The organism is Psittacicella gerlachiana (genome assembly GCF_003585965.1).
Lineage (GTDB): Bacteria > Pseudomonadota > Gammaproteobacteria > Enterobacterales > Psittacicellaceae > Psittacicella > Psittacicella gerlachiana.
This window is the reverse complement of the sequence record NZ_NRJF01000047.1, coordinates 1-14,808: the sequence shown is the minus strand read 5'-3', so window position 1 is coordinate 14,808 and position 14,808 is coordinate 1. Positions and strand designations below refer to the sequence as shown.

Sequence of the window (14,808 nt, the reverse complement as noted above, 5' to 3'; positions counted from 1 at the left end):
TCCTACCCCTAAATTCACAAATACTTTATGTGAATTTAGGGGTAGGATTTAATTTAAATAAAAACGACTTTAACTTAAACAAATTTAAAATAAATACCTCTTATATTAAACAAAATCTTTTTATAAATAAAAAAATCTCTTCTTAAAGAAAAATTTCTAATTTTTCTTTAAGAAGAGGAGAATATAGTATGCTCGACCAAGCACCTCATTAAATTAAAAAGTCTTTATCCCTTGCTAAACGCTGTAATAAACCATTACAATCGGGTAAATAATAACCATAGCGAGTACGAATTAATAAACCTACATGTTTAAGAATAATCATACAAGACAAGGTTACTACCGGAATCATATAAGTTGGATTGAGCCAATAGGCATAAAAAGGTACAAATGTTGCGACAAATACATTAGCAATTACCCGATAACCAAAAAGGAAATAAGCTAAAAACCAAAGGATAATCGCAATAAACATTACCGACCAACCTAAGGTCGTATAAAGAGCAATACATACCACTATACCTAAGCGTCCACGAAAATAATTAAATACCGAATAATAGTGTCCTAAGAGTAAGGCAATCACTAGGTAGCTCAACTCTAAACTCGTAAAACCTAGTTTATAACCTAAATATAAAGGAATGATGCCTTTAGCAAAGTCACTAATGGCTAAGCTTATGAGTAGCCAAGTCGACTTTAAACTCCGAAACATTAAATAATTGGGACGACGTTCTAAAAGTTCATGTACATTTAATCTAAATACCCTACTTAAAAGCTTTCCATTTGGAAAAGAGCCGACTAAATAAAAGGTAATAATAGCAAAAAAGGTTAACATAATATTTCCTATAGTTGTTAACTTTGTTTTATTCATTATAAATGAAAAAGGCCAAGAGGGTTAAATCTCTTGACCTTTAAAGGTTCTTCATAATGAAATGAAGACTTCGTAGTTTTTATTTAGCGTTTTTAATTCCTTGAGTGATCTCATTAATTGCAATTGTAGTTGCAGTATAACCACCAAATGCTAAGTACCATACTTTAGAGTCTAAGTACACAATTGCATTATTTTTTGCAGCCGTAGTATCTTTTACCAATGGGTTATTTAAAGTTTGAGCTGCAGCTTGTTTCGTAGTATCACCAATAGCCGCTGAACGGTCAACTACGAAAATGTACGAAGGATTTACTTCTTTAATATATTCGTAGCTAAATTCTACCCCGTGACGACCTGTAGCTTGAGCAGCTTGTCCATCAGCTTTAAAGCCTAAAGTCGTAGTTACTAAACTATAACGGCTGTTTGGACCAAAGCCCATAATTTTACGGTCGTTAGTTTGGATAATCATTGCCGTTTTACCTTTAGATAAAACATTTAAAGCTGCAATTTTTTCATCTAAAGTTTTTAATAGTTCGTCAGCTTTTGCTGAAGCATTTGCAATTTTACCTACATTTAAAAGATTTGCTTTAATTGAAGCATATTGATTGCCATCATCTAAACTTGCATCATAAATTGGAGCAATTTCTTTTAATTGTTCTAAGAATTTTGCTTGACGGTTTTGTACAATAATTAAATCTGGTTTTAACTTAGCGATAGCTTCTAAATCAGGATTATTTAACGCTCCTACCTTAACATATTTTGCACTACCATAGGTATCGTTAATATAACTAGGGAAGAATTTGCCATCTGCAATTCCTACAACTAAGTTTTGTTTACCTAAAGCGGCTAAATTGTCAGCACTAGCTAAATCTAATACCACAATACGCTTAGGATTATCAGGAAGTTCTTGTTTACCTTTTGCTGGAGTTTCTACGGTTAAAGCGTAAGAATTTAAAGCAAATAAACCTGCAGCAAAAGCTACACCATACTTAATCATCTTATTCATAAAGAGTCCAATAAAATTAGAGTTGATTTTAAAATTAGAGTTGATTTTTTAGATATTATTAGAAGCTTAGCAATTTACATTTTTACATAAATTTAGATCTTTAGCTGAGAAAAATGAACTAACTACACAATTTAATAAAAAAAGTGCGATTTTAGACAAGTAATAACAACAAAAAAAGTAAGGGTTTTTTATTTTATCTCTCCATCTTTCTTTTTATACAAGACCTATTTTTTACCTTCAAGCTTAGCTTTGACTACTTTTAGCTTTAAAATAAGTAGCTACATACTGCTCATTAAGCTCATGAATATCAATATTAATTTCATATAAATCATAGAGGCACTGCGGATTCATAATCTCTTTTACCTCTCCTTGAATTATCACTTGCCCATCTTTTAAAGCAATAATTTGATCACTATAAGCAGAAGCAAAGTTAATATCATGAAGAACCACAATTACCGTTTTCCCATGATTATCAACAAGATCACGAAGTACCGACATTATCTGTACTGAGTACTTCATATCTAGGTTATTTAACGGCTCGTCAAGAAATACATAAGGAGTATCTTGAGCCAATACCATAGCAATATAAGCTCGTTGCTTTTGTCCACCTGATAATTGATCTATATACTTATAACGAAACTCGTCAAGCCCCATATAAGCTATAGCTTCATTTACCTTTTGTTTATCTTCAGGTCCTAATTTTCCCTGACAATGCGGATAACGTCCAAATGAGACAAGATCTTCAATAGTTAAACGTAAATTTATATTATTCGCTTGCTTGAGAATTGCTAATTTTTTTGCTACTTCAGCAGTACTAGCCTTTTGTACATCTATACCATCTACCAAGATCTGTCCACTTGTTGGAGTATCTAGACGACTAATTAAGCCTAAGAGCGTAGATTTTCCCGCTCCATTTGGTCCAATAAAGGAAATAATTTTTTTATCCGGCAGGGTAATATTAGTCGGTTTGAGGATCTCTTGTCGACCAATTTTTTTACTTAAGTTTGTAATTGAAATTACCATTTTTTCTGTTGTTTTAAAAGTAAAAGAATAAAGTAAACGCCGCCAATAAAATTAATAATAATTGACACCGAAGAATTAAAGTTAAATACTCTTTGCACTATAGTTTGCCCTATAACTAAAACTGTTATAGAGAGAAAAATACAACCAGGAAGCAAGAGTTTATACTTATTAGTAGGAATAAATTGTAAAGTCAAATTCATGACTAATAAGCCTAAAAAAGTGATAGGTCCTACCAAAGCCGTAGAGATAGAAATACAAATCACTACTAAAAAGAGTAAACGCCATACGATGCGATGATAATCTAACCCCAGATTAATTGCTACATCTCTTCCCAAGCTAATTACCTCTAAATCTCTGGTATAACAAAGAATAGCTAGAATACTCACGACTAAAAAAATTGCAGCTACGCCTAAAATCTTCGTATTTATTGCTTGAAAACTAGCATAACTAATACTTTGCACCACAAGAAACTCACCTGGATCTAGAAGATTAGCCATAAAAGTATTTAAGGAAGAAAAGAAGGTTCCAAAGACAATCCCTAAGAGCAAAATAAAGAAAATATTATGATTTTCTTTACGCAAAACAAACTTAAATAAGATGTAGGAAAAAACTAACATCACTAAGATAGAAACTACAAAGAGATATAGTTGATTCATACTCGCAAAAGTTTTTGAACCTGAAATATAAATAATCCCTGTAATAATTAATACATATAGTGAATCAAGTCCTAAAATACTTGGGGTAATAATTCGATTTTGTACTATAGCTTGGAAAACCATAGAACTCACCCCTATAGCCGCTCCGGTTAAAATAATTCCTACTAAAGCCTGCCAACGTAATTTCATAATAAAGCCACCAAATGCTGGTAACCCCCAAAATAAAAATACTAAGCCGGCAATAATTGCTAAAATCCCTAGAAGATAAACTCTACGTACATTACGCTTACGTTCAGCCACTAATTCGAGATATAGCTTTTCATTTTCTTTAACCATATCTATATCTCCTATAAATTAGATAAATAAAGACTAAACTTCCAAAGGTACCAACTACCGCACTTATCGAAACTTCAAATGGGAAAATAATTAAACGTGATATTAAATCGCAAATTAAAACAAAGATTGCCCCACAAATAGCGTTAATTGGTAAAGTTTTTTGGAGATTATCTCCATAGATTAAAGAAACAACATTAGGAATAATTAAACCAATAAAAGGAATTGATCCTGCAGTTACGACTATAGTTGCGGTTACTATCGAAACTAAAGTTATACCTAGGTACATAACTTTTTTAAAGTTCACTCCAAGATTGGTCGCATTACTTTCTCCCATACCTACGATTGCAAACTTACGAGCATAAAGATAAGTTACTAGCAAACAAGGGATACTTAGATAGAGAATTTCATACCTTCCTGCAATGACTAAAGCAAAGTCTCCCTGAAACCAAGAAGCAAAGCTCTGTAATAAATCATACCTATAAGCAAAAAACTCGGTAAAAGCATCAATAATCTTTCCAAACATTATCCCTACTAAAGGTACGAGAATAATGTCAGTAAACTTGAGGCTACGGAGTAATTTCATAAAAATTAATGAACCTAAAAAGGCAACCACTACCGCAAAGCTCGCTTTTACGAGTAAACCTGCAGCTGGAAAAATTACAATTGAAATCAAAATTCCTAGCTTGGCACAAGAAATTGTTCCCGCAGTTGTTGGAGAAACAAATTTATTTTGGGCAATTTGTTGCATAATCACCCCACAAATTGCTAACCCTGCACCGGTAATTAAGATTGATATCAATCTTGGAACCCGACTTATGGTAAACACTTGCCAAGCGTCACTATCCAAACGTAATAATCCCCCTACAGAAACATTACTTACGCCAACAAATAATGAAAATAAGCTTAAACAGCCTAAAATAAAAAGTAAAAACTTTTTTTGTAAAAACATAAATAATAGAGTCAATTAGAGTGAAATAAAAAATAAAAGCTCTTACTAAATAACGAAAAATAAATTATTTACTGTTTTAATAAGAATTACTATCAACTCACTATTTTAACAAAAAGAAAAGTCTTTTCGGGGATTTTTTATACTTACTTATAAGCCTAAGATATTTTCTTATCTAAGGTAAGTCAGTTTTTAGTTCTTACTATTTCGCTTTTGACTAACAAAATCCAAACTTACTTTTACTTTATTCCTTTACCTTATCCTTTACTTTATTCTTTTAATTAACTTTTACTTTATATCTTACAATTCAATTTTTACTTTACTCTTCTCTACTTTTCTTCATTCTCTTTACTTTTCCTCTACTAATACTAGTATAAAATCCCAGCTTATTGGCTTGAGCCTTAAATCATTTGTTTTTAAGCTAAAGCTTAAAAAATAACCAAGTCCTAAATTATTAAAAATTCACCTCTTTACACGATTAAATATCTTGTTTTATACAGATAAATGATATAATAGAGCAAATATAAAAATATTCTCCCTAAGCTTTAAGCTTAATTATTTAAGGTTACAAAAATGACAAATAAATTAGAACAATTAAAAAAAGTAACTGTAGTCGTTGCTGACACTGGAGATATTAATTCAATTAAAAAATTCCAGCCTCAAGATGCAACCACCAACCCGTCATTAATTCTTGCAGCTTCAAAATTACCAGAATATCAACACTTAATTTCTGAAGCCGCAGCCTATGCTAACCAGCATGATCCTGAAAAATGGGATGCAAATGCTCTTGATTACCTATCAGTAGCTATAGGTTACGAAATTTCAAAAATTGTTCCTGGATATGTATCTACAGAAGTAGATTGTCGTGAATCATACAATTTACGTAATACCGTAGAACGTGCTCGTAAACTAATTGCTCTTTACGAAGAGCGTGGTTTATCACGTGATCGTGTATTAATTAAAATTGCTTCTACTTGGGCTGGAATTAAAGCAGCTGAAGTGCTTGAAAAAGAAGGGATTCGTTGTAACTTAACTTTATTATTTAGCTTTGCTCAAGCTCGTGCATGTGCTGAAGCTAATGTCACTCTAATTTCTCCATTTGTTGGTCGTATTCTTGACTTTTATAAAGGTAAAAATCCAGAAGCTGACTATACTGGAGAAAAAGATCCAGGTGTTATTTCAGTTTCAACTATTTATGACTGGTATAAGAAATACGGTTATAACACCATTATCATGGGTGCTAGCTTCCGTAATACGGGAGAAATTGAAAGTTTAGCTGGTTGCGACCGTTTAACTATTGGTCCAAACCTGCTTGAACAATTAGAACAAGATTCAGGTACTTTAGAAGTTAAATTAACTAATAAATACCAAAACAATACTCAAGAACGTCTACCAGCTTTAACTGAAGATCAGTTCTATTGGGAACATAATAAAGACGAAATGGCTATTGTAAAACTAGCTGAAGGTATTGTGAAATTTGCGGCTGACACAGAAACTCTTTTAAACGTTTTACGTGCAGCTAAATAATTAAAATAATTTTCTTCTTAACTCCTGCATGTTTTTAATTTGCAGGAGTTAAATTTTTAGTTACTTATTAAGCAAAAATCCAAATAAGAATCTTATACATTTAAAACCGCAATAAACTACAGCATGTTTGAAAAATTTAACATTAAGTAAAGATTTACAATATAATTAGAAAGTTTATTAACAAGTTAAGCTAAACTCAAATCAATGTTATTTTTTAACTCCTTTTGTCAATTTCGACGTGCATCTAGAGTTTTCTAGGAAATTGAGAAAAGCAATTAAGAAATTTGCAAGCAATAAATTTATTATCTTATTACTATGTTAACTATTATCTATGCAATTATTGCTGCTGTATTTATTAATAACTTTGTGTTAGTGAAATTCCTCGGCTTATGTCCTGTGGTAGGAACTTCACAAAAACTTGATACGGCTGTAGGCATGGGAATGGCAACTACTTTTGTTCTCACTCTCGCCTCTTTAACAAGTTATTTAATTGCAGCTTATATATTAGAGCCTCTAAATGCAACTTATTTATCTACTATAGCTTTTATCTTTATTATTGCCGTTATCGTCCAGATCACCGAAATGGTATTAAAAAAAGTATCTCCTGGACTCTATAAAGTACTAGGAATCTTTTTACCTTTAATTACTACTAACTGTGCAGTATTAGGAGTGGCAATCTTAAATCTTAATAGCAACTATTCATTTTTACAATCTGTATTAAATGGATTTTTCTCTGCCTTAGGCTTTACCCTTGTTCTTGTACTCTTTGCTTCAATTCGTGAACGCTTAAATAGTGCAAATACTCCAAGTGTTTTTAAAGGAGTGCCTATAGCTTTAATTACTATAGGTCTCATGGCTATCGCCTTTATGGGTTTTACGGGATTAGGTAAATAATAATGTTTATACTTTGGACAGCAATTATTTTTGCTATTCTAGCCGTTGTCATTGGCATTATTATTACTTTTGCTCAAAAGATATTTGCGGTAAAGGAAGATCCCATTGTTGAAAAAATTGACAAGATCTTACCTCAAACTCAATGCGGACAATGTGGTTATCCAGGTTGTCTTCCTTATGCCCAAGCTCTGGCAAATGGCGATGAAATAAATAAATGTGTTCCTGGCGGACAAGAATTAGTTGTTAAACTCGCAGAACTCTTAGATAGAGAAGTTCCTGCAGGACAAATGGAAGAACCAGAAGACTTAATTGCAGTTATACGTGAAAAAGACTGTATTGGTTGTTTACACTGTATTGAAGCTTGCCCAGTAGATGCTATTATTGGGGCGAAAAAGCTTCTCCACGTAATCGTTCCCGATTATTGTACAGGTTGTAAACTATGTGTTGATCCTTGTCCTGTTAAGTGTATTGACATGATCCCTCGCCCTAAAGAAGTTACTAAGTATTCTAAAATAAGAGAAGAAAGTAATTTCCCTAAAGGCGTAACAGCAAACACTTTAATCAAGGTAACAAATGTTGTCCCAACAAGTACTAGTCCTTACTTGAATTTAAATAATTTAAATAGCGAAGAAGCGCAACAAGTTGCTCAAAGCAATGAGCAACAAACTTATAACTCTAAATTAGTTGCTCGACTAGCTGCTAAAATTGCTCAAGCAAAAGAAAATAGCAGTCAGGATAACAGCTTATAATCTTTCAAATTGAGGAAAAATCCTTGCCTAGGATTTTATAATTCATGTTGTTTAATAAACTAAAGTCTGCCCTAACACAAACAGCACAAAAACTAACTAAACGTGATATAGCAGTTAAACTCCACACAAAAATTGGTAAGGACAAGTTATACCATTTCCATGGGGGCTTACATTTAGAATTAGGAAAACACCTTACAAACAAAGAGCCTGTACATTTAATTAGTAATCTCAATTACTATTTAATTAATATGATCCAGCATAAAGGACCTAAACCTATCAGTCTTGTTAATGAAGGTGATAAAGTCAGTGCGGGACAACTTCTAACTAGTAACTATATTCCAGGTGAACTTCCTATTCACAGTCCTGTAGCAGGAAAAATCATTACCATTACAGAATACCTCCAGGCTTCTGCAATTGAAAAAACTTGTCAAACCATTGTTGTTGAAAATAGCTCCCAAGCTCAAGTAAGTGTAACGCAAATTACTGACTTTACTGATGGAACGCCAATTGGACCGGCATACTATCAACCCTTAAATTATTTAAATACGCCAAGAATAGATCTTCTTTGGCGTATAAAAAATGCAGGAATTGCAGGTTTAGGAGGTGGAGTATTTCCATCTGCAAAAAAAATCAATAATCGTTACTTTAAAACTCTGCTCGTTAATGCGGCTGAGTGTGAGCCTTATATTACGTGTGACGATGTTTTAATGCAAAACTATGCACAACAAATAGTTGAAGCTCTTTGTTGTATGCAACATCTGCTCCAAACCGAGCAAGTAGTTGTTGCAATTGAAGATGATAAACTCGAAGCTAAAGCTAAACTTGAGCAACAAATTCATCTTCTTAAAACCGAATATTCTCAACTTCTGCAACAAGTTAATTTTAACTTAGACAACTTAAGTTTAGTTGCTCAAGAAGTAATTCCTGAAGAGTTTACGAGCAAATACAATCCAAATGTTCTCAGTGCAGCTGCTAAACTCTATGCTTTAGAACGAATTAAACTTCGAGTTATCCCAACTCGTTACCCTTCAGGAAATCAAAGAACGACAATTGAAGTTCTTACTGGATTACGTTTAACTAAAAAACAAAACTTAACTTCTTTAGGAGCAATATGCTTTAACGTAGGAACAATTTATTCTATGTATCGAGCTATTGCTTACGGAGAAGTTTTAACGCAACGTTTAGTAACCATTACTGGGGATGGCATTAAAAACCCAGGTTGCTATTGGTTACCTTTTGGAGCTACTCCAGCTTTAATTTTAGATTTATTAGGAGCAAAAGAAGGGTTTACTCAAGAAGTCATTATGGGTGGACCTATGATGGGATTTAGTCTTGACGATCTCAACACTCCAATTAATAAAGCTACAAACTGCTTGATCTTTGTTGGTAAAAAAGATATTGAAACTGATCCTAAACTTTTTGCTCCTGAAGCAGAACAAGCTTGCATTCGTTGTACTGCTTGTCAAGAAGTTTGCCCTATGCTCTTACAACCACAACAAATGCATTGGTTTGAAAAAGATAAAGATGATGAAAAACTCATTAAAGCCAATTTAAGCTCATGCATTGAGTGTGGTTTATGTGATTATGTTTGTCCTTCAAATATTCCATTAGTTTCTTATTTTCAACAAGCTAAGTTTAGAATTTGGAATGAAAGGAAGAAAGTACAAATTGCAGATGAATCTAAAATTCGTTTCGAAATTAAGAGTCATCGTGAACAAATTGCTAAAGCAGAAAGAGATGCAAAACGAGCAGCCGACAAACAACGTAATCTCGAACGTGCACAGCAAATGCGTGAAAAAGCTATTGCTGAATCTGGTATAGACCCAATTGAAGCAGCAAAAGCTCGCTTAAAAGCTAAAGGAGTAAGTACCGGACAAACTACTGCAGTTGAAGCTGGAACTCCGGATAACAGCTCGATTATGGAGCAACGTCGTTTAAGACGCTTACAAAAACAGCAACAAGCTGAAACTCAGGCTACCTCTAGTGAAACTAAAACTAATGGTAGTACCTTAGATCGAGCAGCCGTACTAGCTGCAGTAGCAAGAGCTAAAGCAAAACAAGCAGGGGGGCAACCACAAGCTAATCAGACTACCACTAATGAAACCAAACCTAATGGTAGCACCTTAGATCGAGAAGCCGTACTAGCTGCAGTAGCAAGAGCGAAAGCAAAACAAGCAGGAACTCAACCACAAGCAAGTCAAACGACTTCTGAAGCTACCGCTCAACCTATGACTGCAGTCCAAAAAGCCGTAGCTCTTGCCAAAGCGAAACAAGCTGAAGCTCAAAAACAAAAGGAACAAGATACTTCTGAAACTACTGCACAACCTATGAATGCAGTCCAAAGAGCTGTAGCTCTTGCTAAAGCGAAACAAGCTGAAGCTCAAGCACAAAAGGAACAAGCTACTTCTGAAACTACTGCACAACCTATGAATGCAGTCCAAAGAGCTGTTGCCCTTGCTAAAGCGAAACAAGCTGAAGCTCAAGCACAAAAGGAACAAGCTACTTCTGAAACTACTGCACAACCTATGAATGCAGTCCAAAAAGCTGTAGCTCTTGCCAAAGCAAAACAAGCTGAAGCTCAAGCGCAAAAGGAACAAGCTACTTCTGAAACTCCTGCACAACCGATGAATGCAGTACAAAGAGCTGTAGCTCTTGCTAAAGCGAAACAAGCTGAAGCTCAAAAACAAAAGGAACAAGCTACTTCTGAAGCTACTGCAAAACCTATGAATGCAGTCCAAAGAGCTGTAGCTCTTGCTAAAACGAAACAAGCTGAAGCTCAAGTGCAAAAGGAACAAGCTACTTCTGAGACTGACACTCAACCTATGACTGCAGTCCAAAGAGCTGTAGCTATTGCTAAAGCGAAACAAGCTGAAGCTCAAAAACGAAAGGAACAAGCTACTTCTGAAACTACTGCACAACCTATGAATGCAGTACAAAGAGCTGTAGCTCTTGCTAAAGCAAAACAAGCTGAAGCTCAAAAACAAAAGGAACAAGCTACTTCTGAGACTGCCCCTCAACCTATGACTGCAGTCCAAAGAGCTGTTGCCCTTGCTAAAGCTAAACAAGCTGCTGCTCAAGCTCAGCAAGCTAATTCTGAAACTGAAGCTCAATCTACGACTGCAGTACAAAGAGCGGTAGCAAAAGCCAAATCTCGTATGGAACAGCAAAAAGAGGAAGCTAATAATCAAACTATTACCCTAACTACAGAAAATGAGCCAGCTCAAAATCTAACAACCAAAAGTAACCTTGGAGATACTAATGAAAAACACTAATAGTATTATGCTTAGTGTATTTGTAGCTCTAATCCCTGCTTTATTTGTCAAAATATACTTTTGGGGTTGGAATACGCTACTTTTACTAATAATTTCAATTGCTACAGCAGCCTGTATTGAAATTCTTGTAGCAAAAATGCGTCAAAAAGAAGCAGGTGCAGAATTTAAAAATAATTCTGCTCTTGTTACTTGTATGCTCATTACTTTGAGTTTACCTCCGAATATTCCGTTTTATGTAATTCTTATTGTTACCCTTTTTGCAATCCTTATTGCAAAACAAGTGTATGGAGGAATGGGACAAAATATCTTTAATCCAGCTATGATTGGAGTGGCTTTATTTATTGTTACCTATCCTCAATTTATTACATATTGGTCTATTCCTCAAAATAGTAATTTAGTGCAAACTTGGTCTAGTTTTCTTGGTAAAGAACATATAGATGCTTTTACCCAGGCAACACCTTTAACCGAAGTAAAAACTATTTTACAAGTAGGGGGTAATAGTCAAACCCTATTAGAAACCATTAGTAAACTTACTACCGAAAATTACTTTCCTTGGTTAGTTTACAATTTAGCGTTTGTTCTAGGAGGAGTTTACCTCTTACTAAGAAAAACTATTACTTTACTGTTACCAGTTTGTACTTTAATAGGCTTTCTTGGTGTCGCAAGTATCCATTACCTAAGCACCGGTTATGCTCATGCCTCACCGGCATATGCTTTAATTTATGGATCTGCGATTTTTGGAGCTTTCTTTATAGTTACCGATCCAGTAACTACTCCTCAATATAGAACTGCACGTATTATTTACGGTCTTTTAGTTGGAGCACTTATGTATATTATTCGTGCCTTTACCAACTACAACGATGGGGTTGCTTTTGCAGTTATCCTTTGTAATATCCTCGTTCCTATGTTTGATCGAGTTTTTACCCCTAAGGAGTTTGGTAAATAATGTTTTTTAAATATTTATCAAGAAATACCATTACCTTAGTAGTTGCAACTATTGCGGGAATAGGTTCTTTAAGTTTAGTTAACTACGCCTTAAAAGCTCGTATTGCTGATGCTCAAGATAACGCTCTTAGACAAACTATAGTTAACCTTGGGCAAGCTTTCCCAAGCTCGAACTATGATAATGATATAAGCAAATCTTGTTACATTCCTAAACTAGGAGTATACAGTAACGATCCCAAAGTTGATACCCTCATGCTTGCAACCAAGCAAGGACAGATTACAGGATACATTCTGATCTCTTCTACTTGGAAAGGCTATTCTGGTCTAATAAGAACTATGCTTGTTACTGATAGCCGAGGAACAATCAAAGCAGTACGTATTCTTGAACAAAATGAAACTCCAGGCTTAGGAAACAAAGTTATTACTACTGATTGGGTACATAGCTTTGATAATTTACAATTATCACAAGCCCAACTCCCTTATTTAGCAGTAAAAAAAGATGGAGGGCAAATTGATGAGTTTACCGGAGCGACTATTACCCCTCGTGCTATAGTGAATCAAATTCGCATTAACATGCAAGAGGTAGTTAAGGATCTTGTAAATAATCCTCACGCTCTACAAGATAATTTTATAACTTGTAGTACAGCTCAAGGAGATAAATAATGTCAGGAACTAAAGAAATTTGGCTCGCTGCCTTATGGAAAAATAACCCTTCATTTGTGCAACTTTTAGGGTTATGTCCTTTACTAGCAACTTCAACTGGTGCTACTCCGGCTCTTGGGCTAGGAATTTGCACCATGTTTGTAATGTTTATGTCAAATACGGTAATTTCATTATTGAGGAATCAAATTCCTAATGAAATACGTATCCCCGTATTTGTTCTCATTATTGCGGCTTTAGTAACTATTACCCAATTAATAATTCATGCTTTTGCCTTTACCTTATATCAATCTTTAGGGATCTTCTTACCTTTAATTGTAACTAACTGTATTGTTATAGGTCGTATTGAAGCCTTTGCTTACAAAAATAACGTAAGAGATTCAGCGGTTGATGGCTTAGCTATGGGATTTGCTGTAGCCTTAGCTCTAGTAATCCTCGGAGCTATTCGTGAATTAATTGGACAAGGAACAATTTTTAAAGATTTAAATTTAATCTTTGGTCCTATTGCTAAAAACTGGTATATTCAGGTTTTTCAAGTTGATAATAACTTTTTACTTGCAATTCTTGCTCCTGGAGCATTTATTACTTTAGGGTTACTAATTGCAGGTAAAAATTATCTTAACCAACGTCAAGCTTTAAAAAACAACCAACCATTTGTCGTGAATAACAAGGCTGGTTGCCATTAATTCTAATGACTTTTTTATCAATTTTCGCTATAATAGGAAGCGTTTTGTTAAATTATTTTCCTCAAGATAATTTAACAAAATAATAGAAAAACCTATCAAAAAGGATACATCCACCGATGTATCCTTTTTTATGTTAAACTATAAAAAATATCAATACTTTAAGGATTTGATCATGAAAGCAATTGTGCAACGAGTGAAACAAGCAAGAGTAGAAGTTGAAGATAAAATTGTTGGACAAATAGATAAAGGTTACCTTGTTCTACTTGGAGTTGAAAAAGGAGATACTCAACAAACTGCTGATAAACTCTTAGCCAAAATTTTAAAGCTCAGAATTAATGAAGATCAAGATGGAAAAATGAATCTCAACATTCTTGATGCTCAAGGCTCTCTGTTAGTAGTAAGTCAATTTACTCTTTGTGCAGACTCCTCACGTGGGAATCGTCCAAGTTTTAATGGAGCTCCTCCTGCATTAGCTAAAGAGTTGTATCTGTATTTTTCACAACAGGCAAGCCAACACCTACCGGTAGAAAATGGCATTTTTGCAGCTGAGATGCAAGTATTTTTACAAAATGATGGTCCAGTTACTTTTAGTCTAGAAGTAGCTCCTGAATAGTTAATAGACTTAGCTCGCCTAAGTCTATTTCTCATTCTTCTATTATATTATTTATCTTCAACTTATATAATTTATCTCTGCTCTATGAACTTAGTCTCTACAAGATAATTTATCTCTACTATGCTATTACTCTCTATCTAATTTTATATTCCTTTCTCTAAACAATTAGTTTCTCATCAAACTTATCTTCATAATTTTAAAAATTTTTTCTTGTAAACTTTCTCAAAAACCTAACACAAAATTTCTAGAAATAATCTTAAATAATTCTGCATGAGGCTTTATTTTAGATCCTACCTATATTATCTTCTCCCTAAATTTTTACTTCTAAAACCTAGGCAAGATAAAAAAATAGTTATATACTAGTAAATAAATTAGTTGGATATTTTTTTAGAATTCCTCGCATATACATTACATTTACCATTACAAGATCTACTTTATACATTATTTTTTGGTCGATTATTTATATACTTTCTTATGGAGATTCAAGGCAACAATAAGCAATTAATATCTTATTTTTATTAAGAAAATATCAATTTTCTTAACAGGTTTTGACAATACTTTGCAAATTATGAACTTTTAGTATATAATCAATAATTATTTTTGTTTTAAATTCAATACAGCTTGGTTATCTTTGCA

General features: G+C 33.8%; 13 protein-coding genes. 8 read left to right on the top strand and 5 right to left on the bottom strand.

Features of this window, described 5'->3' with window-relative positions:
• Positions 1 to 208 precede the first annotated feature (208 nt).
• From CKF59_RS01965 to CKF59_RS01945, 5 genes are all read right to left on the bottom strand, one after another.
• On the bottom strand, positions 209 to 826 hold the full coding sequence (locus CKF59_RS01965; protein WP_222985489.1) for a glycerol-3-phosphate acyltransferase: 618 nt from the start codon (positions 824 to 826) through the stop codon (positions 209 to 211).
• Positions 827 to 941: 115 nt separating this feature from the next.
• Positions 942 to 1,865, bottom strand: a complete 924-nt coding sequence (locus CKF59_RS01960; RefSeq protein WP_119534306.1) for a siderophore ABC transporter substrate-binding protein — start codon at positions 1,863 to 1,865, stop codon at positions 942 to 944.
• 243 nt (positions 1,866 to 2,108) lie between these two features.
• Positions 2,109 to 2,888: an iron ABC transporter ATP-binding protein gene (locus CKF59_RS01955; RefSeq protein ID WP_119534305.1), complete on the bottom strand. Its 780-nt coding sequence runs from the start codon at positions 2,886 to 2,888 to the stop codon at positions 2,109 to 2,111.
• Positions 2,882 to 3,880, bottom strand: coding sequence for an iron chelate uptake ABC transporter family permease subunit (locus CKF59_RS01950; protein ID WP_119534304.1), 999 nt, complete (start codon positions 3,878 to 3,880; stop codon positions 2,882 to 2,884). The genes CKF59_RS01955 and CKF59_RS01950 overlap by 7 nt, the downstream gene beginning before the upstream one ends.
• A complete protein-coding gene (locus CKF59_RS01945; RefSeq protein WP_119534303.1) occupies positions 3,873 to 4,829 on the bottom strand; it encodes an ABC transporter permease in 957 nt (318 codons plus the stop codon). The genes CKF59_RS01950 and CKF59_RS01945 overlap by 8 nt, the downstream gene beginning before the upstream one ends.
• A 570-nt stretch (positions 4,830 to 5,399) precedes the next feature.
• On the opposite strand from CKF59_RS01945, the gene tal reads away from it, so the two are divergent.
• The 8 genes from tal (at position 5,400) to dtd (ending at position 14,172) form a co-directional block, all read left to right on the top strand.
• Positions 5,400 to 6,353 carry a transaldolase gene (gene tal, locus CKF59_RS01940; protein ID WP_119534302.1) on the top strand — a complete coding sequence of 318 codons (954 nt, stop codon included), beginning with the start codon at positions 5,400 to 5,402 and terminating at the stop codon, positions 6,351 to 6,353.
• Positions 6,354 to 6,668: 315 nt separating this feature from the next.
• A complete protein-coding gene (gene rsxA, locus CKF59_RS01935; RefSeq protein WP_119534301.1) occupies positions 6,669 to 7,247 on the top strand; it encodes an electron transport complex subunit RsxA in 579 nt (192 codons plus the stop codon).
• A gap of 2 nt (positions 7,248 to 7,249) precedes the next feature.
• On the top strand, positions 7,250 to 7,996 hold the full coding sequence (gene rsxB, locus CKF59_RS01930; protein WP_119534300.1) for an electron transport complex subunit RsxB: 747 nt from the start codon (positions 7,250 to 7,252) through the stop codon (positions 7,994 to 7,996).
• A 44-nt stretch (positions 7,997 to 8,040) separates the two neighbouring features.
• Complete coding sequence (locus CKF59_RS01925; RefSeq protein WP_119534299.1) at positions 8,041 to 11,268, top strand: 4Fe-4S dicluster domain-containing protein; 3,228 nt, start codon at positions 8,041 to 8,043, stop codon at positions 11,266 to 11,268.
• Positions 11,255 to 12,214, top strand: coding sequence for an RnfABCDGE type electron transport complex subunit D (locus CKF59_RS01920; RefSeq protein WP_119534298.1), 960 nt, complete (start codon positions 11,255 to 11,257; stop codon positions 12,212 to 12,214). The genes CKF59_RS01925 and CKF59_RS01920 overlap by 14 nt, the downstream gene beginning before the upstream one ends.
• On the top strand, positions 12,214 to 12,876 hold the full coding sequence (locus tag CKF59_RS01915; RefSeq protein WP_119534297.1) for an RnfABCDGE type electron transport complex subunit G: 663 nt from the start codon (positions 12,214 to 12,216) through the stop codon (positions 12,874 to 12,876). The genes CKF59_RS01920 and CKF59_RS01915 overlap by 1 nt, the downstream gene beginning before the upstream one ends.
• Positions 12,876 to 13,559, top strand: coding sequence for an electron transport complex subunit E (locus CKF59_RS01910; protein ID WP_119534296.1), 684 nt, complete (start codon positions 12,876 to 12,878; stop codon positions 13,557 to 13,559). The genes CKF59_RS01915 and CKF59_RS01910 overlap by 1 nt, the downstream gene beginning before the upstream one ends.
• A 172-nt stretch (positions 13,560 to 13,731) precedes the next feature.
• On the top strand, positions 13,732 to 14,172 hold the full coding sequence (gene dtd / locus CKF59_RS01905; RefSeq protein ID WP_119534295.1) for a D-aminoacyl-tRNA deacylase: 441 nt from the start codon (positions 13,732 to 13,734) through the stop codon (positions 14,170 to 14,172).
• Positions 14,173 to 14,808: the final 636 nt, after the last annotated feature.